Annotated in this window: 27 protein-coding genes; 16 read left to right on the forward strand and 11 right to left on the reverse strand. The window is 67.9% G+C overall.

The genetic code is table 11. The features are described from left to right. Positions 1-28 precede the first annotated feature (28 nt). From QRN16_RS02425 to QRN16_RS02450, 6 genes are all read left to right on the forward strand, one after another. Entirely contained in the window at positions 29-874 is an 846-nt protein-coding gene (locus QRN16_RS02425) for a tryptophan 2,3-dioxygenase (protein ID WP_222639007.1), read from the forward strand. Continuing rightward, a complete protein-coding gene (kynU, locus tag QRN16_RS02430) occupies positions 871-2,076 on the forward strand; it encodes a kynureninase (RefSeq protein ID WP_285184475.1) in 1,206 nt (401 codons plus the stop codon). Before QRN16_RS02425 ends, kynU begins: the two co-directional genes overlap by 4 nt. 94 nt (positions 2,077-2,170) lie before the next feature. Next, positions 2,171-2,803, forward strand: coding sequence for a response regulator (locus QRN16_RS02435; protein WP_285184476.1), 633 nt, complete (start codon positions 2,171-2,173; stop codon positions 2,801-2,803). Beyond that, complete coding sequence (locus QRN16_RS02440) at positions 2,800-3,978, forward strand: sensor histidine kinase (RefSeq protein ID WP_285184477.1); 1,179 nt, start codon at positions 2,800-2,802, stop codon at positions 3,976-3,978. The genes QRN16_RS02435 and QRN16_RS02440 overlap by 4 nt, the downstream gene beginning before the upstream one ends. Next, positions 3,975-4,991, forward strand: a complete 1,017-nt coding sequence (locus QRN16_RS02445; RefSeq protein ID WP_285184478.1) for a DUF8320 family protein — start codon at positions 3,975-3,977, stop codon at positions 4,989-4,991. The genes QRN16_RS02440 and QRN16_RS02445 overlap by 4 nt, the downstream gene beginning before the upstream one ends. Before the next feature lie 41 nt (positions 4,992-5,032). Then, positions 5,033-6,553 (forward strand): alkaline phosphatase D family protein, encoded by a 1,521-nt coding sequence (locus QRN16_RS02450; RefSeq protein WP_285184479.1) that lies wholly within the window; start codon positions 5,033-5,035, stop codon positions 6,551-6,553. Between the two features lie 8 nt (positions 6,554-6,561). Here the strand turns inward: QRN16_RS02450 and QRN16_RS02455 are convergent, their stop codons facing one another. From QRN16_RS02455 to QRN16_RS02465, 3 genes are read right to left on the reverse strand one after another with little or no spacing between them, the layout of a single operon-like run. Further along, entirely contained in the window at positions 6,562-6,861 is a 300-nt protein-coding gene (locus QRN16_RS02455) for an AtuA-related protein (RefSeq protein WP_285184480.1), read from the reverse strand. After that, the gene (locus QRN16_RS02460; RefSeq protein ID WP_285184481.1) at positions 6,858-8,192 is read right to left on the reverse strand and encodes an acyclic terpene utilization AtuA family protein; all 1,335 of its coding nucleotides are present in this window, start codon (positions 8,190-8,192) and stop codon (positions 6,858-6,860) included. The genes QRN16_RS02455 and QRN16_RS02460 overlap by 4 nt, the downstream gene beginning before the upstream one ends. Then, complete coding sequence (locus tag QRN16_RS02465; RefSeq protein WP_222632917.1) at positions 8,189-9,502, reverse strand: CitMHS family transporter; 1,314 nt, start codon at positions 9,500-9,502, stop codon at positions 8,189-8,191. Before QRN16_RS02465 ends, QRN16_RS02460 begins: the two co-directional genes overlap by 4 nt. A 102-nt stretch (positions 9,503-9,604) precedes the next feature. On the opposite strand from QRN16_RS02465, the gene QRN16_RS02470 reads away from it, so the two are divergent. Then, positions 9,605-10,486, forward strand: coding sequence for a LysR family transcriptional regulator (locus QRN16_RS02470; protein WP_285184482.1), 882 nt, complete (start codon positions 9,605-9,607; stop codon positions 10,484-10,486). Between the two features lie 4 nt (positions 10,487-10,490). On the opposite strand, the gene QRN16_RS02475 is transcribed toward QRN16_RS02470, so the two are convergent. Next, positions 10,491-11,183 (reverse strand): TerD family protein, encoded by a 693-nt coding sequence (locus tag QRN16_RS02475; RefSeq protein ID WP_056442948.1) that lies wholly within the window; start codon positions 11,181-11,183, stop codon positions 10,491-10,493. Positions 11,184-11,424: 241 nt separating this feature from the next. On the opposite strand from QRN16_RS02475, the gene QRN16_RS02480 reads away from it, so the two are divergent. The 9 genes from QRN16_RS02480 (at position 11,425) to QRN16_RS02520 (ending at position 18,613) form a co-directional block, all read left to right on the forward strand. Beyond that, positions 11,425-11,874, forward strand: a complete 450-nt coding sequence (locus QRN16_RS02480; protein ID WP_056442946.1) for an Hsp20/alpha crystallin family protein — start codon at positions 11,425-11,427, stop codon at positions 11,872-11,874. Between the two features lie 84 nt (positions 11,875-11,958). Then, the gene (locus tag QRN16_RS02485) at positions 11,959-13,077 is read left to right on the forward strand and encodes a sensor histidine kinase (RefSeq protein WP_285184483.1); all 1,119 of its coding nucleotides are present in this window, start codon (positions 11,959-11,961) and stop codon (positions 13,075-13,077) included. Positions 13,078-13,082: 5 nt separating this feature from the next. Then, positions 13,083-13,733 (forward strand): response regulator transcription factor, encoded by a 651-nt coding sequence (locus QRN16_RS02490; RefSeq protein ID WP_222633000.1) that lies wholly within the window; start codon positions 13,083-13,085, stop codon positions 13,731-13,733. 112 nt (positions 13,734-13,845) lie between these two features. Next, positions 13,846-14,748, forward strand: a complete 903-nt coding sequence (locus QRN16_RS02495; RefSeq protein ID WP_056442941.1) for an ABC transporter ATP-binding protein — start codon at positions 13,846-13,848, stop codon at positions 14,746-14,748. Beyond that, complete coding sequence (locus QRN16_RS02500; RefSeq protein WP_285184484.1) at positions 14,745-15,521, forward strand: ABC transporter permease; 777 nt, start codon at positions 14,745-14,747, stop codon at positions 15,519-15,521. The genes QRN16_RS02495 and QRN16_RS02500 overlap by 4 nt, the downstream gene beginning before the upstream one ends. A 5-nt stretch (positions 15,522-15,526) precedes the next feature. Further along, the gene (locus QRN16_RS02505) at positions 15,527-16,291 is read left to right on the forward strand and encodes an ABC transporter permease (RefSeq protein ID WP_285184485.1); all 765 of its coding nucleotides are present in this window, start codon (positions 15,527-15,529) and stop codon (positions 16,289-16,291) included. 43 nt (positions 16,292-16,334) lie between these two features. Further along, positions 16,335-16,697: a hypothetical protein gene (locus QRN16_RS02510; RefSeq protein WP_285184486.1), complete on the forward strand. Its 363-nt coding sequence runs from the start codon at positions 16,335-16,337 to the stop codon at positions 16,695-16,697. 66 nt (positions 16,698-16,763) lie between these two features. Beyond that, positions 16,764-17,948 (forward strand): sensor histidine kinase, encoded by a 1,185-nt coding sequence (locus QRN16_RS02515; RefSeq protein WP_285184487.1) that lies wholly within the window; start codon positions 16,764-16,766, stop codon positions 17,946-17,948. Continuing rightward, complete coding sequence (locus QRN16_RS02520; protein WP_285184488.1) at positions 17,945-18,613, forward strand: response regulator; 669 nt, start codon at positions 17,945-17,947, stop codon at positions 18,611-18,613. Before QRN16_RS02515 ends, QRN16_RS02520 begins: the two co-directional genes overlap by 4 nt. Here QRN16_RS02520 and QRN16_RS02525 read toward each other — a convergent pair. The 7 genes from QRN16_RS02525 to QRN16_RS02555 all read right to left on the reverse strand — a co-directional run bounded on the left by QRN16_RS02525 (position 18,580) and on the right by QRN16_RS02555 (position 23,468). Then, on the reverse strand, positions 18,580-19,422 hold the full coding sequence (locus QRN16_RS02525; protein ID WP_222632910.1) for an ABC transporter permease: 843 nt from the start codon (positions 19,420-19,422) through the stop codon (positions 18,580-18,582). The two genes, QRN16_RS02520 and QRN16_RS02525, sit on opposite strands and share 34 nt — an antisense overlap. Continuing rightward, positions 19,419-20,366 carry an ABC transporter ATP-binding protein gene (locus tag QRN16_RS02530; RefSeq protein ID WP_222632909.1) on the reverse strand — a complete coding sequence of 316 codons (948 nt, stop codon included), beginning with the start codon at positions 20,364-20,366 and terminating at the stop codon, positions 19,419-19,421. The genes QRN16_RS02525 and QRN16_RS02530 overlap by 4 nt, the downstream gene beginning before the upstream one ends. A 109-nt stretch (positions 20,367-20,475) precedes the next feature. Then, entirely contained in the window at positions 20,476-20,598 is a 123-nt protein-coding gene (locus QRN16_RS02535; RefSeq protein WP_261775737.1) for a hypothetical protein, read from the reverse strand. A 42-nt stretch (positions 20,599-20,640) separates the two neighbouring features. Further along, positions 20,641-20,760: a keywimysin-related RiPP gene (locus QRN16_RS02540; protein ID WP_222632908.1), complete on the reverse strand. Its 120-nt coding sequence runs from the start codon at positions 20,758-20,760 to the stop codon at positions 20,641-20,643. A 100-nt stretch (positions 20,761-20,860) separates the two neighbouring features. Beyond that, the gene (locus QRN16_RS02545; protein WP_285184489.1) at positions 20,861-21,328 is read right to left on the reverse strand and encodes a lasso peptide biosynthesis B2 protein; all 468 of its coding nucleotides are present in this window, start codon (positions 21,326-21,328) and stop codon (positions 20,861-20,863) included. After that, positions 21,325-21,552 (reverse strand): lasso peptide biosynthesis PqqD family chaperone, encoded by a 228-nt coding sequence (locus QRN16_RS02550; RefSeq protein WP_285184490.1) that lies wholly within the window; start codon positions 21,550-21,552, stop codon positions 21,325-21,327. The genes QRN16_RS02545 and QRN16_RS02550 overlap by 4 nt, the downstream gene beginning before the upstream one ends. A 62-nt stretch (positions 21,553-21,614) precedes the next feature. Beyond that, on the reverse strand, positions 21,615-23,468 hold the full coding sequence (locus tag QRN16_RS02555) for an asparagine synthase-related protein (RefSeq protein WP_285184491.1): 1,854 nt from the start codon (positions 23,466-23,468) through the stop codon (positions 21,615-21,617). Positions 23,469-23,605 lie beyond the last annotated feature (137 nt).

Genomic DNA, 23,605 nt, shown 5'->3' on the forward strand with positions numbered 1-23,605 from the left:
GCTCGGGGGAATCGACGGAAGAGGAGCAATGGACGAGCGCGCCATCGAGAAGGACATCGTCACCGATTTCCGCGAGCGGATGAGTTACGGGGCGTACCTGGATCTCGACACTCTGCTCAGTGCGCAGAAGCCGGTGAGTGTCCCGGAGCATCACGACGAGTTGCTGTTCATCATCCAGCACCAGACCACCGAGCTGTGGTTCAAGCTCGTGCTGCACGAACTGCTCGCCGCACGCGACGCGTTCGACGCGGACGACCTCGGGTTCGCGCTGAAGTGCGTCGCTCGTGTCAAGCACATTCAGAAGACGCTGACCGAGCAGTGGTCGGTGCTCGCGACACTCACGCCCACCGAGTACGCGCAGTTCCGCGGGTTCCTGGGAAACTCGTCGGGGTTCCAGTCCGCGCAGTACCGCGCGGTGGAGTTCGTGCTGGGCAACAAGAACGCGGCGATGCTGACGGTGTTCGAATCCGACTCGGTGGCAACCGAACTGCTGACGCGGGTGCACGGCGAGCCGAGTGTGTACGACGCCCTGTGGCGGTGCCTGGCCCGCGCAGGACTCGACGTTCCGGAGAGTGCGCTGCGGCGAGATGTCACCGCGCCGTACGCGCGCAACGACGATCTGATGCCACTGATCACGCACGTCTACGAGAACCCCACCGAGAACTGGGCCGCGTACGAGGCGTTCGAGGAATTCGTCGACCTGGAGGAGAACTTTCAGCTCTGGCGGTTCCGGCACATGCGCACGGTGCTCCGGACGATCGGGCACAAGAGCGGCACCGGTGGCTCCAGTGGTGTCGGCTTCCTCCAGCGCGCCCTCGAGTTGACGTTCTTCCCCGAGTTGTTCGCCGCCCGCACCGAGATCGGACAGCCATGACCGCAGCAGACCTCGACGCACGGGACTCCCTGCGCGAGTACCGCTCTCGCTTCCACACCGACGACGCCGATCCCGTCGTGTCCTATCTCGACGGCAATTCGCTCGGTCGGCCCACGACGGCGAGCATCGAGCGTGTCTCGACGTTCATGGCGCAGGCCTGGGGTGGCCGGCTGATCCGCGGGTGGGACGAGGAATGGTTCGAGCTGCCCATCACGTTGGGCGACACGCTCGGTCGGGTGGCCCTGGGTGCAGCACCCGGGCAGACCGTCATCGGTGACTCCACCACCGTCCTGCTCTACAAGATCGCGCGCGGGGCGGCGGCGCTGAGGCCGGGCCGGACCGAGATCGTCCTCGATCGCGACAATTTCCCGACCGATCGCTACGTCCTCGAGTCCATCGCGTCCGAACTCGGCCTGACGCTGGTGTGGATCGACTCGGACCGGCGGTCGGGCGTACGGACTGCGGACATCGCCGATGTCGTCACCGAGCGAACAGCTTTCGTGCTTCTCAGTCATGTCGCCTACCGCTCGGGCTTTCTCGCGGACGCGTCCGCGGCGGCCCGTGTCGCGCACGACGTCGGCGCCCTGGTGGTGCTCGACCTGTCGCACTCGGTGGGATCCGTGCCGCTCCGTCTCGACGAGTGGGGTGTCGATCTCGCCGTCGGCTGCACCTACAAGTACCTGAACGGTGGTCCCGGCTCGCCCGCGTTCGCATACGTCCGCGCGGAGCATCTGCCCGAGTTTCGGCAGCCCGTATGGGGATGGATGGGGCGTGCCGACGCCTTCGCCATGGAGCAGGGATACGTCCCGGCCGAGGGCGTGCGACGCGTCATCAGCGGCACCCCGCCGGTGCTCGGCATGATCGCGATGCAGGACACGCTCGCCATGATCGGCGAGGTCGGCATGGACGCGATCCGCGCGAAGTCGGTCGCTCTCACCGAGTACGCGCTCGAGCTGGTGCGCTCGGACCTGGTGCCACTGGGCGTGGAGATCGCCTCGCCGGAGAACGCGGACGAGCGCGGGGGACACGTCACGCTCGATCACCCCGATTTCCGCGAGGTCACGGCGCGGCTGTGGAAGCGCGGTGTCATCCCCGACTTCCGGGCCCCGAGCGGCATCAGGCTCGGCCTGAGCCCGCTCAGCACCAGCTTCGAGGAGGTGCGCATCGGCGTTCTCGCGATCGCCGGAGAGCTCCGGCGCTGACACCTGGCACTACAACACGACCGGTCAGATGGTTATGCTCTGACGACTTTGTGGCTGAGGGGGTCCGGTGGGGGTCGAACGTGCGCGAATCGGAATGGTCGACGATCACGAACTGATCGTCCGTGGTCTGCGGGATTCCTTCGCCGATCATCCCGATCTCGAGTTCGTCGCGAGCGCCCCCACGGTCTCCGAACTGTTCGACGTCACCACGAACCTCGATCTGGTCATCCTCGACCTGCGACTGCGCGACGGGTCCTCGCCGGTGGCCAACGTCGAGGCCATCCGCGCCCGGGGGCTCGACGTGCTGGTTCTCACGTCGGGCGAGGATCCGTTCCTGGTCCGCTCGGCCGCCCGCGCCGGCGTGCTCGGCGTCGTGCGCAAGTCCCAGCCGATCGAGTCGGTGGTGGACGCCGTGCGGAGTGCAGCCCGGGGCGAGATGGTGCCCACCATCGACTGGGCGGCAGCCATCGACGGGGATCCCGAGCTCGCCGCGGTGGATCTGAGCCCGCAGCATCGACGACTGCTCACGCTCTACGCGGCCGGGGAGACCGCCACGCGGGTGGCGTCGACCATGGGTATCTCGCCCGAGACGGTGAACGACTATCTCGGTCGTATCCGGCTCAAGTACGCGGACGCCGGCAGGCCCGCCCCGACCAAGACCGATCTCTACAAACGGGCACTGGAGGACGGGTGGTTGCCGTTTCCTCGTCGACGCAGGAAGTCGTGACGACGGCGGAGCGCAGCGCGGCCGATCAGATCCTCACGATGTTCGGCCGCTTCATCGGCGTGGGCTACGTCTTCTACCTGCTCGTGTCGATTCCGCTCATCCGCGATCTGGAGGGGGTGTCGGCGTCCTGGTGGACTCCGGTCGGGCTCGTCCTGTTCTTCGGACCCGGACTGGCGTTGGGCGCCGCGTCGTTCGGCCGGCGGGGTCAGCGTGCGCTCCGGCCACTGGCGGCGGCCTGCGCCGTGGTCTTCCTGCTCGGGTTGCTCACGTGGCCGCTCGGATGGACGGGCGAGACCCTGCCGGACGGGAAGGCTGCCTGGTTCTCCCTCTTCCCTGCCCTGGCCTCTCTGGGGGCTGCGGTGTCGATGAGGCCGCGCTGGGCGTTCCTCCATCTCGCGGTGGCCGTCACGGGTGTCCAACTGGTCAACCACTATCTGCGTGACGCCGGTGACCGGAGTCCGTTGGTGGCAGACATCGTCTACAGCTTCGGCTTCAGCCTCATCTTCGTCGCCGCGTCGATCACGGCGTCGCGCACGGGCTTCCTTCTCGATCGCACCCGCGAGTCCACCTACGCGCAGGCCGCCAGTTCTGCCGCCGTGCAGGCGCGGACGGTCGAACGTCGACGGTTCGACGGGTTGATCCACGACAACGTCATGTCCACGCTCCTCGCCGCATCGCGCGGTCCGATGGATCAGCGTCTCGTCGACCAGGCGAGCGTCGCGTTGGCGGAGCTCGACACGTTGCGACGGAACACGCTGCCGGCCGCGGACTTCGAGGTGCAGGACGTGGTCGCGCACCTTCGTGCCGCGGCCGCGGCAGTGGACGCATCGGCGACACTGAGCTTCCGGTTCGAGGCCGATGCGGCGGAACGGACTGTGCCGGCCGAGACAGTCCGCACCGTGGGCGCCGCCATGGCCGAGGCGATGCGGAACAGCCTGCGGCACGCGGGCCCCGATGCCCACCGGTCGGTCGTGGCTGCGCTCTCCCCACTCGGACTCCGGGTGACGGTGACGGACGACGGCCCCGGCTTCGATCTGTCGTCGATACCGGCACATCGCCTGGGCGTCCGGGTCAGCATTCTCGACCGCATGCACCGGCTTCCGGGCGGCTCCGCCGCGCTCCGCACTGCGGTGGGTCGGGGCACAGTCGTCGAACTGCGGTGGGAGGCACAGTGAGCAGAACGAACGATGTCACGACTCTGCTGGGCATGCACACGCGTGCAGCCTTCGTGGTGGTCGCCTTCAACGTCGCCGGTGTCGTTCTGGCCGCCGCCTCGACACTCGAGGGCGTCACCGAGCCGGCGCTCGTCGCGGTGGCGGTCGTCCTGCATGCCGTGTCCGTCGCGGCACTCCTCCGCGTCCCGGGCGATCCGATCCCTTTCGGCGCGACGGCAGCCGTCACGCTCACCGGCCCGCTGTCGTGTGCGATCGTCCTCGCCGCGCTTCCGGTGCCGATCGGGAGCCCTCTGCAGATGTGGCCGATCGGGACGGCGGCCGGGATCTACACCTTCCTCTGTGTCCGTGGGCGCACGTGGTGGGCGTGGGCCGGGTTCCTCGGCATCTTCGTCGTCACGCTCGTCTGGTGCCTGCTGACCGAGCAGAGCGCGGTCGACGCCGTGCTGTACGTGCTGCCCAGCGGCGCGCTGGTGTTGATGGGCACGTTCTTCGCGTTCGCGCTGCGTTCGCCCGTCACGGACATCTTCCGGTTACGGGAGGAGTCCACGAGACAGGCAGCGGAGGAAGCCGCGGCCGCCGCGGCACTGCACGAGCGGGACCTTCAACTGACCCGGCTCGACGAGCTGGCCCGCCCCCTCCTCACCAGGATCGCCTCGGGCGAGCCGCTGTCCGACGACGAGCGACTGTCCTGCCGTCTTCTTGAGTTCCATCTGCGGGACACCCTGCGTGCCGCCGGACTGGCCGACTCCGAGGTGAGCAGTGCGGCGCGGGCAGCGCGGAGTCGGGGAGTCGACGTGGTCCTGCTCGACGACCGCGGCGCGGACGTGACCGGCGTGGTCGATCGCGACATCGTGACCTCGGTGATCACCGCCCTCGAGAGCGACTCCACCAGCGCGGTGACGGTGCGTCTTCTTCCGCAGGACCGGGACTCGGCGGCGTCCATCCTGGTCACAGGAGCGGACGGAACGCACCGGGCCGAGTTCGACCGATCGGGCACCCGGCTGTCCTCCTGAGAGTCATGCCCCGTTCAAGTCCGTGCGGCACGGTGCGGAGCATGCAGCTCTCGCGACGCTCCCTGTTCCGCTACGCCGCGCTCGGTGCCGCGGCCACGCCGTTGCTCGCCTGCAGCACCGGGCCCACCCTGGTGCGGGCGCGCCCGTCGCTGACCCACGGCGTCGCGAGCGGCGACGTCCGTGCCGATGGTGCGCTCGTCTGGGCACGGTCGGACACGCCCGCGACGATGATCGTCGACACGTCGGCCACCGACGCGTTCTCCTCCGTCACGACGACGCGGGGACCTCTCCTCACACCGCAGTCCGACGGTACCGGCGTGCTGCGCCTCACGGGTCTGCCGGCGGGACAGCGAGTGCACTATCGCGTGACACTGGAGGGCGAGGACGGCGCCACGTCGGAGCCCGTCACCGGGGTGTTCTCCACGGCTCCGGACGGCCCGTCGAGCATCCGCCTCCTGTGGGGCGGTGACACGGTCGGGCAGGGCTACGGGATCAACCCCGACATCGGCGGCATGACCATCTTCGGTGCCATGGCCGACCGGGAACCGGACTTGTTCCTGCACAGCGGCGATGTCGTCTACGCCGACGGTCCGCTCGAGGAGAGTGTCACGCTGCCCGACGGCCGGGTGTGGCGGAACACGATGTCCGAGGCCAAGTCGAAGGTTGCGGAGACCCTCGACGAGTATCGCGGGCAGTACGCGTACAACCTCACCGACGACAACTACCGACGCTTCAACTCCTCTGTCGCGCAGGTGGTGCAGTGGGACGATCACGAGACCGTCAACAACTGGTATCCCGGTGAGATTCTCGACCTCGAGCAGTACACCGTGAAAGATGTGAACCTGTTGTCGCAGCGGGCTTTGCAGGCATTTCACGAGTGGCTTCCCGTCGCTCCCGCCGAGGCCGTCGACGGGCGGGTGTACCGGAAGATCGCGTACGGTCCGCTGCTCGACGTCTTCGTCCTGGACATGCGGAGCTACAAGGACGCGAACAGTGCCAACACCGCCGCGACCGGGGACATCCTCGGAGATAGTCAGCGGCGGTGGCTGATCGACGAGTTGTCCCGCTCGACCGCCACCTGGAAGGTCATTGCCAACGACCTCCCGCTGGGGCTCGTGGTGCCGGACGGGAAGACCGCGCAGGAGGGCGTCGGCAACGGGGATCCGGGTGCCCCGCTCGGGCGGGAGACCGACATCGCGCAGGTACTCACCGCGATCGACCGGAACGACGTCACCGGCACCGTGTGGCTCACCGCCGACGTGCATTACACGGCGGCGCATCGGTATTCACCCGAGCGCGCCGCCTACCAGGAGTTCCGCGAGTTCTGGGAGTTCGTGAGCGGGCCGTTGAATGCGGGTGCGTTCGGGCCGAACGACCTCGACCCCACGTTCGGCCCGGAGGCGGTGTTCGTGCACGCGCCGCCGGAGCCGAATGCCTCACCGCTCGATACCTTCCAGCACTTCGGGGAGGTGCTGATCGACAAGGACTCGAGGTCGCTGACGGTGAACCTGTGCGACGGTACCGGGGCGGTTCTCTTCACGCAGGTGCTGCCGGCGCCCTGACCGCGCGATCAGATCTTCAGGCTCAACAGGTGGTAACTCAGCGCCTTGCCGTGCCCGTCCAGCTCCGCCGATCCTGTGACCCCACCGCCCAGCTGGCCTGGCAGCTCGAACACGAGTGCCAAGACGCTGTCCAGTGCCGTGCGCCGCGGCGCACGGGTGGTGCGATCGCCGTAGTGCGCGACCACCACATCGAGGGTGAGCTCACGTTCGAGCGTCTCGAAGGCCGCTCGGTCCCGTGCGAAGACCGAGAGGATGAGGGTGTCGCCTTTGTCCCCGGTGCGGACGTCGGCCAGGTCGTCGACGATCATCGTGTGCCCTCCATCAGGTGAACCTCGGTGTGTACGAGGTGCCGTGGAAGCGATGTCGATCGGATGCACAGGACCTCCGCATGAGATCGTCGTGCACCGCCTCCACCGGCAGGACCGTTGGTGTACAGACTCTCCACCTCCCACCCGACCACGTCGGCATCCTCCCGTGACCCCGCCCGCCCGGTGACGCGGAGCCGCACCTCGGTCGGTGCGGTGTCGGTGGCGAGGCCACGGAAAGCCGCTCCGGCACCGATCAATTCGACGGTCACACCGTCGGGGTCGAGTCCGTGGACGTCGGCGAGGCGCTGCGTGACGATGTCCGCGGCGAGTCGGGCGCGCTCGTACGCGCGAGGTCCCGCGTAGCTGATCTGGCCCTCGCCGATCCACCCGTCGAGGAAGCCGAGCGTCACCTTGAGCTCGTCCGGTCGGGTGCGACCGGTGGCGCCGGTGAGGGACACCCTGTCGGGGCCGACCTGCTCGAAGGTCACCGCCCCGAAGTCGGCCGTGACGTCGGGTGTGAGGTACGTGGTGGGGTCGCCGACCTCGTAGAGCAGCTGCTCGGTGGCCGTGCGCGTGGTGAGGGTCCCGCCCGTGCCGTCCACCTTGCCGAAGACGGCGTCCGCGTCGGCGGACACGTCCGCATACGGGAAGCCGAGGTCGGCCATGCCGGGAACCGGTTTGGTGACGGGGTCGGCGTAGTAGCCGCCCGTCAGTTGACCGGCGCACTCGAGCAAGTGCCCCACCGCGGTCGCGGCACCGATGGTGCGGGCGTCGTCGAGGTCCCAGCCGAACTCGTGGACGAGCGGCGCGACGTACAGCGACGGGTCGGCGAGTCGGCCCGTCACGACGATGTCGGCACCGGCGCTCAGTGCCGGAAGCACCGCGTCCGCTCCGATGTAGGCGTTGGCGGACACCAACTTCTCGGGATGAGCGGAGAGGGCCTTGCCGGTCTCCCACACGAGGGGATCGAGTGTGCGGACGGCGTCGAGGACGTCGTCGCCGGTCACGGCGGCGACTCGAGCCCGACCGCCGACGAGGTCCGCGATGCGCCGCGCCGCTGCGAGGGGATGTGCTGCGCCACCGTTGGTCACCACTGTGGTTCCGCGGCGAAGCACGTGCGGCAACACCGCTCTGATGCGGGCGAGCAGGAGGGGGTCGTACCCGGTGTCGGGATCGGCGAGCCGTCTCGCGTTGCCCGCGGCGACGGTGCGTTCCCCGAGGCACTCGAAGACGAGGTAGTCGAGGTCAGCGCGATCGGCGAGGGTCACGGCCGGGTCGATGCGGTCGCCGGAGAAGCCGGAACCGGCGCCGAGGCGAATCGTCTTTTTCACAGCGAGATCGCTCCTGTCAGGAGGGCCACCACGGTCATGACGATGGTGGTGCCGAACGCCCACCCGAAGATGAAGCGCTGGTGCTTGCCCAGTTCCACCTTCGTCATGCCGATCAGCACGAACGTCGCGGCGGTCAGCGGACTGAGCGGGAAGCCGGTGGTCATCTGGCCGAGGATGGCGGCGCGGCCGGTCTCCATCGGGTCGCCGCCGAACGAGGCCGTGGTCTCGGCGAGAACCGGGAGCACACCGAAGTAGTAGGCGTCGGGCGTGAAGACCAGGCTCAGCGGCATCGATGTGATCGCGGTGATGACGGGGATGGAGGAACCGAAGGAGTCGGGGATCCAGGACACGAAGGTTTCCGCCATCGCGGTGATCATGCCGGTGCCGTTGAGGACTCCGGTGAGCACGCCCGCAGCGAGGATCATGACGACCACCATCGTGACGTTGCCGCCGTGCTTGGCGAACACTTCCTGCTGCGCCGACCACCTCGGCTTGTTGACCAGGACCGCCAGGGCGAAGGCGATGGCGAACGCCACCTGCAGCGGGGCCAACTGGAACAGGAGGATGACCAGCAGCACCAGTGTCAGCACGACGTTGAATGCCATGACGGCGGGATGCACTGTGGCGCGGACCGGCAAGTCGTCGACATGGGGCGTACCGGGGCCGGCTTTCACGGGCGTGGCGGTCTCCGTCAGGGCGCCGATCCGCTTGCTCTCCATGCGGCCGATCATGAACGCGGAGAACAGCACCCACACGATGCCCGCGGCCATGGCCGGGATGACGGGCGTGAAGATGTCGGCGCTCGTCGCGTCGAGGGCCGCCATGGCGCGCACCGTCGGGCCGCCCCACGGGATGATGTTCATGATGCCGGCGGACAGGGCGATGATGCCGGTGAGTGCGAGCGGCCGCATGCCGATGCGCTGATAGATCGGCAGCATCGCGGACACCATGATGAGAAAGGTCGAGGTGCCGTCGCCGTCGAGAGCGACCATGAGGGTGAGCACCGCGGTGCCGACAGCGATCTTGGTGGGGCTGCCTCCGGCCCACCTCACGACGCGGCGGATCGCGGGATCGAAAAGCCCCTGGTCGACCATCAGGCTGAAATACAGCACCGCGAAGGCGATCATTATCGCGACCGGCGCGACCTTGATCAGCCCCTCCGCGATCATGTCGCCCAGGTCGGCGCCGAAGCCGCCGACCAGCGCGAAACCGATGGGTACCAGCACGAGTGCGACCAACACCGACACCCGGCGGGTGAATGTCAAGGCCAGAAACGTGATGATCGTGGCGAAGCCGAGCGCGGCAACCATGTGACCTCCTCCAAGGACTTCGTCACATGTTGCTCACATCACAATTGCAAGTCCAATATCAATTGCCGATGCATTGATGGCGCCCATGCATAGACTTGGCGGGTGAACCTCAACCTGGGGATGACGCACCTTCGTTGCATCGTCGCGATTGCCGACCACGAGAGCTTCACGGCCGCAGCGTCGGCACTGGGCATGGTGCAGTCTTCGCTCAGCAGTTCGGTCGCAGAGGCGGAGCGCCGACTGGACGTCACGCTGTTCGAGCGCACGACGCGCAGGGTCGTCGTGACACCCGACGGTGTCGCCGTGACGCAATACGCCCGGAAGATGGTGCAGGACTTCGACGAGGGGCTCGCGCAGATCGGCCGTTTCGTCACTGGGGATCGCGGCACCGTGTCAGTCGCCTGCCTGCCCTCGCTCGCCGCCACCTTCCTTCCGCCCTATGTGGTGCAGTTCCGCCGCGACCACCCGGATGTTCTACTCGAGATCCGTGACGGGCTGCGTCAGGAAGCGCTGACCGCCCTGCTGACCGGCACCGTGGACATGGCACTCGTCTCGGCGCCGACGACCGAACCTGGACTGGTCCACCGAACTCTCACCGCGGACTCGTTTCACTGTGCGTTCGCAGCCGGCCACCCCTTCGACGGCCGGGAGCACATCGACTGGGCGGAACTGGCCGGCGAGCCGTTCATCGCGTTCGGGTCCCAGAGCAGCATCGCCGGACCCGTCGCCCGTGCGCTCGGCGACGCCGACGTCCGCACGGGGCCGGTGATGCACGCGCAGAACGTCGGTGCGGTCGCCGGTCTGGTCGCGGCGGGTCTCGGTGTCACCGCCGTTCCGCAGTTGGTCCTGCCCATGATGGAGTTCGCGGGGCTGCGTCACGCCCCGTTGTCACCGACCGTCGAGCGGACCATCTCGCTCGTGCGGGTCGAGGGCCGACACGAGACGGCGAGCGTGAAGAACTTCGTGCGGTGCCTGACCGCGTGACCGGCTACTTGCGCCCGGCCGCCCAGCGCATGCCCCAGCCGTACTTCTTGTCCAGGTCCGCCTGGCTGCCCTGGATGTACTCGACCTCGCGCGTGACCGTGATGCCCTGGCCGGTGTTCTGGATCAGCGCGATGGAGCAGATGCGGGCGGAGTTGTTGTCGGAGTCCAGACGCACCTCCACCTGCGGGCCGCTGGTGGGGAACAGCGTGACGACGCCGTCGACCGCGGCCCAGTTCGGGGCGCCGTCGTAGATCATCGCGAAGATGAGGATGCGCTTGAAGGCGTCGGGCCGCGCCAGGTTGATGTGCATGTTCTCGCCGCCCGTGACGGATCCGGAGCGGTCGTCGCCGTCGAGCTGGATGAACGGTGCGCTCTCCAGCGCGCCGAAGCTCTTGCCCAGTGCCTGGATGACGCCCTTCGACCCGTCGGCCAGCTCGTACAGGCAGCCGAGGTCGAGGTCGACGCCGCCGGTGCCGTACGACGCGGCGGCGAGCTTCGCGAGGAAGCCCTTCTTCTTCGGCTCGGGTGCGGCCGCGCCCTGCGACCAGTTGAGGTTGACGCGCATCGCGCCCTGGCTCTCGCCTTTCTTGGCCAGATTCACCGTCGGCGCGGCCTTCGACAGCGTCACCTTGCTCAGATTGACGCCGCCCGCTGCCGGGGCGGGGGTGGACGGCCTTTTGGTGTAGTCGATCGCCATGGGTGGGAGGCCTTTCTTCCGGAAACGGCGGTGTCCGTTTCGCGCACTTCCCTCAGCGTAGTCGCCGTGAGCGGGCCGCACCTACCCTCGACCAGTCCTGCACTGCGAGAGCAACTTCGGCCAGAAAATTTTCTGGAAGGTACTTGGCACTCTCGGGTGGAGAGTGCTAAATTCGGTGTCACGCACAGAGGAGCCGAGCATGACGGGCTCGGTGTCCACGAGATACAGGAGGTGTGTTGCTGTGCTTCGCTTCGATCCTTTCCGTGACCTCGACGCCGTGACCTCGAGCTTGCTGGGAGCCGGGTCGGGCACCGACCGTTCGCCGCGGTTCATGCCGATGGATCTGTACAAGGTCGACGACCATTACGTCCTCGACGCGGATCTCCCCGGTGTGGATCCGGGCTCGATCGACCTCGACGTCGACCGTGGAACCCTCACGGTGACGGCCCACCGTTCGGCGCCGAGCGGCGACTCCCGGCAGTGGCTCACCTCGGAGCGCTTCACGGGCACCTACCGTCGCCAGCTCGCGCTGGGTGACGGCATCGACACCGAGCGCATCACCGCGTCGTACGACAACGGTGTTCTCTCCGTGCACATCCCGCTGTCGGAGCGTGCCGCCCCGCGCAAGATCAGCATCGCGCAGTCCGAGAACACCGGCGGACAGACGACACTGGAGGCCTCGGCGTCCTGAGCACTCGACGCTGACGAACGCCGTGCACCTCGGTAGGGGCGCACGGCGTTCGTCGTGAGTGCCCATGTCGTAGTGTCGAGACCGATGGCGACGGAGACGACATCCGGACGACGACGGCGCGCGACCGACATCGCGATCGCCGCGGCGGTGTTCGCCTACAACCTGCCGGTTCAGGGCACATCGAGTCCCCTCGAGCTGATCGTGCCGGTGGGGCTGTGTCTGCCGTTCGTGTGGCGTCGTCGCCATCCTGTCGGCTCTTTCGCCGTCGTGATCGCCGCAGCTCACCTGCAGGTACTCCTCGGCCTCGGGCCCCTGGTGGCGGACGTGATGGTGGTGTTCTCCCTGTTCGCCGTCGCGTCCGCTCGCGCCTGGCAGATCTCGCTACCGGCGGCAGTCGTCGCTGCCGGGTGGACTCTTCTCGTGACGCTGCCGGACCGAGAGGCGAACGACCTGTCGCCGGGAGACGTCGGACTGTTGGTCGCAACCATGGCCGTCGCGTGGCTCATCGGCACGTTGGCCCGAACCCGGCGCCTGTACGTGCAGTCTCTGGAGGAGCGTGCGGCGCAGGCCGAGCGCGAGCGCGAGACCGGCACCCGCATGGCCGTTCTGGGTGAGCGCACCCGCATCGCACGAGAACTGCACGACGTCGTCTCGCACAGTCTCAGTGCGATCGTGCTGCTGTCGGAGGGTGCGGCATCGATCGCTCACGCGGATCCGGACCGTGCGGCCGAGGCGATGCGCTCGGTGCGCGACACCAGCCGCGGTGCGATGAGTGAGATGCGGTCCATGCTGACCGTGCTGAGATCCGACGACGACCCCGTCGGCCCGCAACCGGGTCTCGATCGAATCGACGCGCTGCTCGACGAATCACGCGCCGTGGGCATCCCGGTCGTACGGGTGGACGAAGGGACACCGCGCGAGCTCGGTGCGGGTGCCGCCGCGGTCGTCTACCGTGTGATCCAGGAAGCACTCACCAACGTCCGAAAGCACGCCGGCGAGGTGCACGATGTTCGTGTGTCGCTGTGTTGGAACGACGACGGAGTCGACATTCGCGTGGTGGACGACGGGAAGAGCGGAACCGGAACCTGGGGACTCGGATTGATCGGGATGCGCGAACGAGTCGAGGCTCAGGGAGGGGACCTCGAGGTCGGCCCCACGGACTCCGGGTTCGGCGTCCACGCGCGTCTGCCGGTGCCGAGGTGACCACCATGCGTGTCGTCCTCGTCGACGACCAGGAACTCGTCCGGACGGGCCTGCGCATGGTTCTGCAGTCCCGAGGAGTCGAGGTGGTCGGCGAGGCGTCGAACGGTCGGGAAGCCCTGGAGGTCGCACGCTCGGCGAAGCCGGACGTCGTCGTGATGGACGTGCGCATGCCCGTCATGGACGGTGTCGCCGCCACGCGTGCACTCTGCCAGAATCACGGTTCTCCGAAGGTGTTGATACTGACCACGTTCGACCTCGACGAGTACGCCTTCGAGGCGCTGCGGTGCGGCGCGAGCGGCTTCCTGCTCAAGGACGGCCCGGTCGACGAACTCGTCGCCGCGCTCGGCCACGTCCGGGACGGCGACGCGGTCGTGGCACCGTCGACCACGCGGCGCCTGGTGGAACACGTGACCCGAGGGTCGGCGCCGTCGTTCACCAGGTCGGCCGACCTCGAGAAGTTGACCGCGCGGGAGACCGAGGTGCTGTACGCGATCGCCTCCGGGCTGTCGAACGCCGAGATCGGCGCGTCGCTGGGGGTCTCCGAGGTGACCGTCAAGGCACACGTGGGACGGATCCTCGCCAAGCTTGGGTTGCGCGATCGGACGCAGGCGGTGATCGTCGCGTACGAGGCCGGACTGATGCAGCGCCCCCGCTGATGCGACGCCCTGGCCGATGCACTGTCCGGCCTGATCTCCTACTCAGGTATACCTCCGAATATCCGCCCCCGGACTGACGATTTTCGCGCCCACCGTCGGCAGAGTGTGGGTCATGGACATCGTCAACACACAGGGCCTCGGCAAGCGGTACGGATCGACCACCGTCGTCGACGACCTGAACCTGCGGATTCCCGAGGGTTGCGTCTACGGCTTCCTCGGGCCCAACGGTTCGGGTAAGTCGACGACGATGAAGATGTTGTTGTCGCTGGTGACGCCCTCGTCGGGTCAGATATCACTCTTCGGCCGCCCTCTCACGCGGGAGACGCGACGCGACCAGCTCGCGCAGGTCGGTTCGTTGATCGAGGCACCGCCGGGATACGGGCACCTGACGGGTGCGGAGAATCTGCGCGTCGTCCAGCGCAGTCTCGGACTGCGCGCGGACCAGATCGACCGGGCTGTCCGGACGGTGCGCTTGCAGGACCAGCTCGACAAGAAGGTCCGCAACTACTCCCTGGGCATGAAGCAACGCCTCGGTATCGCCATGGCGCTCGCACGCGAACCGCGCCTGCTGGTCCTCGACGAACCGACGAACGGACTGGACCCCGCAGGAATCGAGGAGATCCGTGAGCTCCTGCGTCATCTGGCGTCACACGGAGTGACTGTCATGGTGTCGAGTCATCTACTCGGTGAGATCGACCGGACCGCCGACGTACTCGGGATTCTCAGTGGCGGGCGCATGATCTTCCAGGGATCGCGTTCCGATCTGACGAGCGCGGCCACACCGGACGTGCTGATCGACACCGTCGACCCGGATCGTGCCGGAGCGGTTCTGCGAGAGAAGCTTCCGACCCGTGTCGACGGCCACACCGTTCGGGTGACGGGTATCGACGATCGCACGACGGCGCGTGTCGTGGAGGACCTGGTCGGGGCGGGGGCCGGCGTGTACGGCGTGCGCCGTGACGAGCAGTCCCTCGAGGACGTCTTCATGAACCTGACGAGCGGGGGTCGGCTGTGACCACGACACTGTCACCGTCGACGACGTCCGGCACGTCGTCGGTGCGCAACGAGTTCGCGAAGTATCGCCACCTGCGCCTGGGCGTAGTCAGTGCCGCGCTCGCGCTGGGAATCATTGCCCTGACGATGGTGGGCATGCTCGGCGGCGCCCCACAGGGTGAGGGGGAACCGCTGACATGGGGCCTTCCCCTTGCAGGACTGTCGCTGGCACTTCCCCTCGCGTCTCCTCTGCTCATCGCGGTGATCGCCAGCCGCGCAGTGGAGATCGAGCATCAGGGAAACGGGTGGTTGCTCGCGCGGACGTCGGGTGTGACACCCGGGCGACTGTGCCGCGCCAAGTTCTGGTGCACGGCGGTGCACGTGGTCGTCGCGACCTCCCTCGGAAGCATCGGCGCTCTCGCACTCGGAGTTCTCGGCGGCATCTCGGACACACCGCCCGCCGGACTGTGGCTCGGTCAGACCGTGTCCGCTCTCGTCGTCGCGCTGGCGGTGCTGGCCCTGCAGGTGCTGGTCTCGGCGCGCTTCGACAATCAACTCGTCGCGCTGGGGAACGGCATCGTCGGCACCGTCGTCGCGCTGTGCTCGTTCGGGCTGCCTGTGTGGGCGGCGCACCTGACCCCGTGGGGGTACTGGTCGCTCATCGCGTCCGCGGACTACCAGGGCGACGCGGTGGTCACGCTCACGCCGTCCTACGGCAGCGTCGCTGTCCTCGCGGTACTCGCATCGGTGGTGTTCACACTTGCGACTCGTCGGCTCGACCGGCAGGAGGGATGAAGATCATGCGCTATGCAGAGATTCTGGGGGCAGAAGTGCTCAAGCTCAGGCGTTCCCAGGTGTGGGCGGTGGTGGTCGTCCTCCCACTCGTCATGGCGGCACTCGGCGTCGTGAACACCGCGGCGTCCGGCGCCGGTCTCGAGGACGGCTGGAACACGTTGTGGCTCCGGACCACCGTCTTCTTCGGACTCTTCCCCGTCGCGCTCGGAGTCGCCGTGCTGGCATCGCTGGTGTGGCGACCGGAACACCGAGGTGGCAACTGGAACGCGCTGATGGCGAGTGCGACACCGACTGGACGCATCGTGGTGGCCAAGACCGTCGCGGTGGCACTGCTCGGAATTGCGATGCTGGCAGTGGAACTGGTGGCCGTCGTGATTCTCGGCAAGCTGGTGTTCGGGCTGCCGGGCATGCTGCCGACGCAGTACGTCGCGGTCGGTGCACTGACCGCGATCGCCGTGATCCCACTCGCTGCACTGCAGTCGACGTTGTCGATGACGATGCGGTCCTTCGCCGCTCCCATCGCGGTGGCGATGGTGGGTGCAGGTGTTGCCGTCGTCGCGATGACGGCCGAGTGGCACGCTGCCGTGTTCGTGTTTCCCTACGCCGTGACCACGCGGGCGAGCCAGCTCGCGTCGGGCGCCTTCGGTGACCCCGGGGCGCTGACGACCGGCGCAGCCACCGCAGTGGTCACTGCCGCCGTTCTGCTCACGGGGGTCGTGGTGGCGGCCACGACCCGATTGCTCGATCGCCGCGACGTGCACACGCGATGACCTGACTCGACACACACCGATTCATCGACACGAAGGAGACGTCATGTACACACGGAACGCACCCGATACCGATCGGACAGCACCGGCCGCGCGTGCCCGCGCCACCAGAGCGCTCGTCTGCGCCGCGATCGCCCTCGTGTCGTTGCCCGTTCTCGTGTTCGTCCCCCTGGGCGGCTTCGTCTCGGCCGCAGTGGGTGTCGTCGGGATCGTCGCGGGATGGCGTGGCCTGCACGAGACCGTGCCCGGTGACCCGGGGCGTGGGGCGACGGCGACCGGTTTCGTCGTCGCCCTCGTGGTGACCGCGGTGTGCATTGTCGCGGCGGTGTTCTGGACTGTCATGGTCGTCGACCCGGCCATCACGCAGAATTCCGATCTGCGACGTCTCGTCGACGGGCTCCTCTCCTGACCCGCGAGTGACGGCCCGACACACGCTCGGGTAGCAGCCGACCGAAAGGTTTCTTATACTTCCTGAGTGACCGGGGGACCACTGCAGGGCCGCAGCCATGTCCATGATCGCGACCACACGGGCGCGCGGGCAACGGTGGCGGTGCTGCTGTGTCTGTACTCGTCGGCAGTGTCGGTCGGCACGATCTGGAACGGGTATCGAACCGTGGTCGCCCTCGCTGTGACCGTCGGCCTGTGTCTTCCCTGGATCTGGTCCCACGTCCGGCCACGCACGACTTTCGCGATCATGGCCTCGGCCGGCGCGGCTCAGCTGGCTTTCCTGAGCGGGCCGGTGCCGGCCGATCTCGTGCTGCTCGCCGGTGTCCATGCCGTCGCCCTGTACGCGTCGCAGCGATCCGCACTCGTCAGCGCCGGGTGTGTCCTCGTCGGGGCCGTGATCGGCGGCATCGTGTGGGGCGATTCGGTACGTGACGTGATCGTCCCGCTCGCCGCCGTCGGCGCGGCGACGTGCGCCGCGTACACGTGGGGTAGGAGCGCGGCGGTGGACCGGGCCTACCGCGACACCCTGGCGGACCGCGCCGCACAACTCGAGCGGGAGAAGGTCCACCTCGCCCGACTCGCTGCCGCCGAGGAGCGCGAACGCATCGCTCGGGACATGCACGACGTCGTGTCGCACAGTCTCGCCGGTGTGCTGACACTGGCCGAGGGAATGGGACGGGCCGGCGACCTCTCCCCGGTGCATCGCCGCGCGGTACGCGCCATCGCCGAGCACTGCCGAACGTCACTCGACGAGTTCCGCACCGTCTTGACGATGCTGAGGGACGACGGGTGCGCGGGAAGCGCGCCGCGGCTCTGTGATGTGGCATCGCTCGTCGAGCGGGCGCGCGCATCGGGGTTGACCGTGACCCTGGATCTGGCCGCAGATCCGCGAACCGTGCCGGTCGATGTGCAAGAGACCACGTTTCGGGTGGTGCAGGAAGCGCTGACCAACATTCACAAGCACGCGGGAGACCATGTCAGCGAGGTCGCAGTCGCCGTCGTGAGCGGCGACGAGACGCTGGCGGTGACGGTCGAGGACGACGGGTGCGGGGCGTCGTCCACACAGACCGGAGGCTACGGCCTGCGCGGGATGCGTGAGCGGGTCTCGTCCCTCGGCGGTACCGTCGCCGTCGCCCGTTCCGGCACCGGCGGTTTCGCACTGCGTGTGGTTCTGCCGTCCTGCGGTGCCGTGGCGGCCGGAGCGGCCCGATGATCCGCACGGTCGTCGTCGACGACAGTGAGCTCGTGCGGGCGGGTCTGCGCATGATCGTGGATTCGGGGACGGACACCACGGTGGTGGCGGAGGCGTCCGCGGGTGGCGACGCGGTGGCCGTCGTCCGTGACATGCCCGGCGAGGTCGACGTCGTCCTGATGGACATCGACATGCCCGGGATGAACGGTATCGACGCCACCCGCAAGATCGTCGAGATGGAGAATGCACCGAAAGTGCTGATCGTCACCACCTTCGCAGTCGAGACCTACGTCTACGACGCGATCATGGCAGGTGCGAGCGGCTTTCTTCTCAAGGACACCCCACCGGAGTCGTTACTCGCCGCCATTGTCTCCACCCATGCCGGCACAGCGGTGGTCTCGCCCCAGATGACGCGCCGACTGCTCGCATCGCAGACGCCGCGGGCGACACCGTCCGCGTCGGCGGCGCGCTCTGCGAAGCTCGACTCGCTGACCGAACGGGAGAGGGACGTCCTCACCCTGATCGGGCGGGGTATGAACAACGCGGAGATTGCCGCCGAGCTGGTCATCGCCGAGGTGACGGTCAAGACTCACGTCGGCCACATCCTCCGCAAACTGGAGGTCCGAGACCGCATCCGATGTGTCGTGTTCGCTTACGAGGCCGGGGTGATGGCAGGCGAGGAGTGACGCGGCCTGCTCGTTCGACTGCCGCCCCGTCGGCGCGAGGTACGTCGCAGCACCAGTACCGCCGTGCCCGTTCCCACGATGCTCCAAACTCCGAGCACCGCAGCGGTTTCCGCCAACCGCCAGGTTCCGCCGATTTCCGCCGAGGCGGCGCCGTCGCCCAGAAGTCCGCCGCGGAACGCGAGTCCCAGCCAGTACAGCGGGGTGGCCTGTCCGAGCCACTGCATCCAGAGCGCCTGCTGCCCGAGCGGATACAGCACACCCGACACGCTGACCACACCCATGAGCGACAGTGAGACGAAGCTGAGGTTTCGCGGGTTCTTCACGGCCGCCCCCAGCGCGGCACCGAAGGGCAGGGTCGCGGCCAGCCCGAGCGGCAGGATCCACAGGAGGTGAGCGAGATTCGACAGATCTGTGGCGACGAACCCGCCGAACAGCAGTGTTGCCTCCGCGATGATCACCGCGACCGTCACGAGCGTGATCGCTGTCTGTGACACCAGCTTCCCGATCAGGTAGGCGTGGATGCCGTAGGGCAGGGACCGTGCGCGCAGCAGGGTGCCGTCCTCGCGTTCGGTGATGAGGATGGTGGCCAGTCCCATGAGACCGCTGAACACCACGTTGATCGCAAGGATCCCGGGTATCGCGTAGGTGCTCAACGACGCACCGGAGTCGCCCAGCCTGACACCCCGCAGGAAGAACATCACCACCAGCGCCACCGATGGGAAGAACACGTAGTTGAAGACGAGAGGCAGACCCTGACGGAACTCCTCGCGGCCACGGTCGAAGCCGATGCGTGCGACAGACATGATCATGCCGGCGATCCTTTCTCGTCCAGTGCGTCGATCATCTGCAGGTACGCGTCCTCGAGTGACCGGGGTCGTACCGCCAGGTCGGTGATGCGGGAGTCGCGCAGCAGGGTGCGGACGTGGTCGGTCGCGTCCCCGTCGACGACGGTGGATCGGAGGTCACCGCAGACTCTGTGGGTCACCCTCGTTCCACGTGCGTGTTCGCGGGCGATGTCTGCGGTGCTGCCGCGCGCGACGATCCGCCCGCCCACCAGGATCGCCACCGAATCGGACAGGAGCTCCGCCTCCGCGAGATCGTGCGTCGTGAGTATTACGGCCGTGTCCCGTGTGCGGGCGATCGACTGGAGCAGCGCGTGAAACTCCTGTCTCGCTTCGGGATCGAAGCCCACGGTCGGCTCGTCGAGGAACAGAAGTTCCGGGTTCCCCACCAAGCCGATGGCGACGTCGAGTCGGCGCCGCTGGCCGCCACTCAGGCGCCCGACTCGCGTGGTCGCCTTGTCCGTGAGGCCGACGGCGTCGAGGAGCTCGTCCGGCTCGAACGGCGTGGCGCGGTCCCGGCGTGCGAAGGGTCGGTAGTACGACGCGATGTGTGTGAGGAGATCGCCCGCGCGCCAGCGTCGATGATCGCGCCAGGACTGGAGTACCACGCCGATACGCGATTGCCACTCTTCCGTGGCGTCGTCGGGATCGATGCCGAGCACGCGGACGTCGCCACTCGACCGGCGTCGGATTCCTTCGAGGATCTCGATGGTGGTGGTCTTCCCTGCACCGTTCGGTCCGAGCAGTGCGGTGACCTCACCGGCCTCGATGCGGAGGTCGACTCCGCGCAGCACGTCCGTGTCGCCGTAGCGCATGCGGAGGTCGCGGGTCAGCACAGCCGGCTCGCGAGTGTCGGGTGTCAGCGGGAGCCGTTCGTCACGAGCGAGTGCAAGCGCGGTCGGGTGGGTCATCGCTGGGCCTTCCGTCGATCCGGAGAGGGGAAGCGGGTCGGGAATCCGGACGGCATCCGGATTCCCGACCCGTGCTACACGACCCCGTCAGGGGTCCGCTCGAACGTGGTCACTCCTTGGAGTGGTCCTCGAACGGAAGGATGGCCTCGGTGTTCGGGCCGATGAACTCGCCGGTCTCGTCCTGGAAGCGGCCGAGGTCTGCGACGACGGGTGCCTGGTAGGTCTCGATCATGAGTGTCTCCTTCTCGTGTGCTGGATCGGTGTGAGCGTGTGGTCAGTTCTTGCGATCGGCGATCGGGTTCCATCCCTCGGCCTGGCCGCCGATTCCGTATCCGGTCTCGGTGCGGAACTCGCCGAGATCGACGATCGTGGGGGTCTCGTAACGGTCGGTCATGGTGAATCTCCTTTCCGGGGTGTTCGATCGTGCATGGTGAACCGCGGTGGCTCACCACGTCCGATGGCGGTATCGGTTCCGCCACCGAGTCTGTGGGTTCCTACGCGGCCAGCTGTGAGGCCCTCGGAACAGTGGGGTGGTCCGGCTCGGTACGGCCGGATCGGACGCGGAAGAACGTCGCGAAATCTGCACCGGACATGGGTTCGTCGACGATGCGGCCGTCCGCTTCGATCCACGCGTGGGCGGTGAACGGCGGCGCCGTCAGGACTCCGACACACCAGTCCGGCCACGTCCCGCGAGTGCGGCACACGAGCGCGGTGGCGAGCGAGCGCGGCAGGCAGGACGAACCGCCACGACAGAATGCGCTGACCGTCAGAACGGCGTCTCGGGCGTCGCGTGCATCCTCGTACGACGCGGGGCGCGCGCCCCGGGCCGTCGCAGTGAGGACGCGCCGCGTCGTGTCCGGCGATGCGTGTGCCAGCATCCGGGCGAGCGCCACCGCGGTCCCGACGGCGACTCGCTCGAGGAGGTGGAGATCGGCAGGTGTGCGGGGGAGTACGTCACTCACAGCAGGCCCGCCTCTCGGAGCTGCGCGTCGACGGTCTCGACATCGGTTCGCGCCGTGGCGTCGTCGATCTCGTATCGCCGCGAGATCTCGCGAGCCGTGTCCTCGATGCCGACTCCGCCGCGCAGGCTGTCCGCGATGGTGGTCGCCGTGCCGTTCAGGTGAAAGTACCGACCCTTGCGCCGGTCGAGGAGGACCTGGCCGAACTCGGTGGGAACGGCCGTCACGGACGGTCGTCGGGTGCGAAGCATCGTCGTAACTCCTACTCGTCGGTGTGCGGAACGGGGTGTCAGACGGTGACGCGCTCGAGCGTCGCCGTTCGGTTGCGAAGAAAGACCGAGAGATTGAGAGCAGGATGGATGTGCGGCGGCGGCGCCTCTCGCTCGCTCGGTGCGCTCGTGCCCCTGAACGAGGCACTGTCGATGATCCCGGTGTCGAGGAGGTGGGCATCCTCGACGAGCGCGACCAGGGCATGGTGGTGCGCTGCATACCCGCGAACCGATTGCGGTCCGCCGCCGACCTTGTTGGTACGCAGGAGGTATTCGTCGGGGAGAAGTTCGCGCATCGCGGCCTTCATGAGCGGCTTCCACTCCAGCGGAGTGTCACGCTCGTCTCGGCGCACGGCCAGCGTCGCCTCGACGACATGATCGTCCAGCAGTGGTGATTCGTAGGCGACGCCGAGTGGCTGTCCCAGTTGAGCGGTTCCCCGTGTCAGGCGGGCCGCGTCGCGGACGTAGAACAGGTCGGCGTGGTCCGCCCTCGTGGCGCCCAGTGGTGCGGGCGAATGCGCGAGAAGCTCGCGGAGACGGGCGCGGCCGTCGTCGCTGAACCACGGTGGGAGCGACGCCGGAGCGGACCAGTCGTTCAGACCCGGTGCGCTTCTCGTGCTCGAACGGTCCAGTGCCGCGGCGAGCGAGTCCCTGAGCCAGCGGTCGTACGACCGCCGATCGAGCAGCTCGCGCAACGTCGTCAGGGGAGAGACACCGGCGGGAACGTGTTCGGACCGCGCTCGCCGCCAGGCTGCCCACGGGCGGGTGCGTGCGAGTGTGTGGTCCCAGCAGGGCAGCCCACGCAGGATGTGATCACCACCGAGCCCGGTGAGGTGAGTGGTCAGCCCGCGGGCGCGATCGTCCTGCAGCAGAGCGACGATCCGCGGCCCGGCCGTCGCCGCCTGGGTGACGTCGTCGAGCGGGGCGTCGATCCGGTCGATTCCCTCGTAGAAGTCCTGGAGGTCGTCGGTCGACAGTGTCAGGTGTGTGTGCACGCCGGGCATGGTGGCCAATGCCTTCCGCGCCCACTGCAGGTCCTCTGTGCCTCCGGGATCGTCGTTGTACATCGTGCGGGCGAGCACACCTCCTGGTTCGCGGGAGGCGAACCAGCACAACGGTGTCGAGTCGAGACCTCCGGACAGATCGACCGCGGTTCCCTCAGCTCCGGTCATGTGTGCGGACACACTGTCCCGCAGCGCCGTACGGAGCTGTCGTGCCCCCTCCTCGCGGTCGAGTACCGCGTCCGGAGCATGCCACCATGTTCCCCGGCGCGCCCGTCCGGTCGCGTCCACGATCACGCACTGGTCTCCCGGAAGAGGAGTCACGCCCGTCCACATCGAGTACCGATTCCACGGGTGTGGCAGGGTGCCGGCCAGCGCGAGGATCAGCGAGTCGTCGTCGAGGTCGAATCGGCCGATCTCGGCGAGCACATCGGCGCGGTCGCACACGATCGTGATGCCACCGACGACGGCGGAGTGGAGCCGCCGCGTCTCCATCGCGGTGCCCGACGCATAGATCTCGCCGTTCATGGACCCGATGGTGAGATGGCTGCCGTGGAATGCGCTCGACGCGGCGGCCAGGTCCTCGGGCCTGGTGGCACCGAACAGGATTCGCTGCAGAGCGCCGACCGTCGCGTCGGACCGGCCGACGACGGCGAGGGCTCCGTCATGTGTGCGTCCCTCGACGATACGGTCGGTCGTGGTGTGAGCGAGCAGCAGGGGACGGCCGCTAGGGTGTCGGACCTCGTGCGTCGCAACGGGACCGACAGCAGCGGCGACTGCGTCCGAACGGGGATCGTCGGGGAGGACCACGACGAAGGAACGACCTCGCGGATCGAGTGCGACCGTCGTCTCGTTCTCTCGTGTCATCGGCATGGCAACCACTGTGCTCGCTGGAGCGACTCACGTCGTCGTGCGACGGACGTATTTCCGGGACGCCGAACGGAGGAGGTCATGTCCTCCGCCACCCTCGGGTGGGAGGATGGTCTCCTACTCCGGTAGGAGATCGCAGT

The organism is Rhodococcus sp. MEB041, from assembly GCF_030208955.1.
GTDB lineage: Bacteria > Actinomycetota > Actinomycetes > Mycobacteriales > Mycobacteriaceae > Rhodococcoides.

Bases quoted from the DNA above. Each gene is read 5' to 3' on its own strand.
- QRN16_RS02425 (WP_222639007.1), top strand. From the start codon at position 29: ATGGACGAGCGCGCCATCGAGAAGGACATCGTCACCGATTTCCGCGAG.
- kynU (WP_285184475.1), top strand. From the start codon at position 871: ATGACCGCAGCAGACCTCGACGCACGGGACTCCCTGCGCGAGTACCGC.
- QRN16_RS02435 (WP_285184476.1), top strand. From the start codon at position 2,171: ATGGTCGACGATCACGAACTGATCGTCCGTGGTCTGCGGGATTCCTTC.
- QRN16_RS02450 (WP_285184479.1), top strand. From the start codon at position 5,033: ATGCAGCTCTCGCGACGCTCCCTGTTCCGCTACGCCGCGCTCGGTGCC.
- QRN16_RS02455 (WP_285184480.1), bottom strand. From the start codon at position 6,861: ATGATCGTCGACGACCTGGCCGACGTCCGCACCGGGGACAAAGGCGAC.
- QRN16_RS02465 (WP_222632917.1), bottom strand. From the start codon at position 9,502: ATGGTTGCCGCGCTCGGCTTCGCCACGATCATCACGTTTCTGGCCTTG.
- QRN16_RS02475 (WP_056442948.1), bottom strand. From the start codon at position 11,183: ATGGCGATCGACTACACCAAAAGGCCGTCCACCCCCGCCCCGGCAGCG.
- QRN16_RS02485 (WP_285184483.1), top strand. From the start codon at position 11,959: ATGGCGACGGAGACGACATCCGGACGACGACGGCGCGCGACCGACATC.
- QRN16_RS02490 (WP_222633000.1), top strand. From the start codon at position 13,083: ATGCGTGTCGTCCTCGTCGACGACCAGGAACTCGTCCGGACGGGCCTG.
- QRN16_RS02495 (WP_056442941.1), top strand. From the start codon at position 13,846: ATGGACATCGTCAACACACAGGGCCTCGGCAAGCGGTACGGATCGACC.
- QRN16_RS02505 (WP_285184485.1), top strand. From the start codon at position 15,527: ATGCGCTATGCAGAGATTCTGGGGGCAGAAGTGCTCAAGCTCAGGCGT.
- QRN16_RS02510 (WP_285184486.1), top strand. From the start codon at position 16,335: ATGTACACACGGAACGCACCCGATACCGATCGGACAGCACCGGCCGCG.
- QRN16_RS02520 (WP_285184488.1), top strand. From the start codon at position 17,945: ATGATCCGCACGGTCGTCGTCGACGACAGTGAGCTCGTGCGGGCGGGT.
- QRN16_RS02525 (WP_222632910.1), bottom strand. From the start codon at position 19,422: ATGATCATGTCTGTCGCACGCATCGGCTTCGACCGTGGCCGCGAGGAG.
- QRN16_RS02530 (WP_222632909.1), bottom strand. From the start codon at position 20,366: ATGACCCACCCGACCGCGCTTGCACTCGCTCGTGACGAACGGCTCCCG.
- QRN16_RS02535 (WP_261775737.1), bottom strand. From the start codon at position 20,598: ATGATCGAGACCTACCAGGCACCCGTCGTCGCAGACCTCGGCCGCTTC.
- QRN16_RS02540 (WP_222632908.1), bottom strand. From the start codon at position 20,760: ATGACCGACCGTTACGAGACCCCCACGATCGTCGATCTCGGCGAGTTC.
- QRN16_RS02555 (WP_285184491.1), bottom strand. From the start codon at position 23,468: ATGCCGATGACACGAGAGAACGAGACGACGGTCGCACTCGATCCGCGA.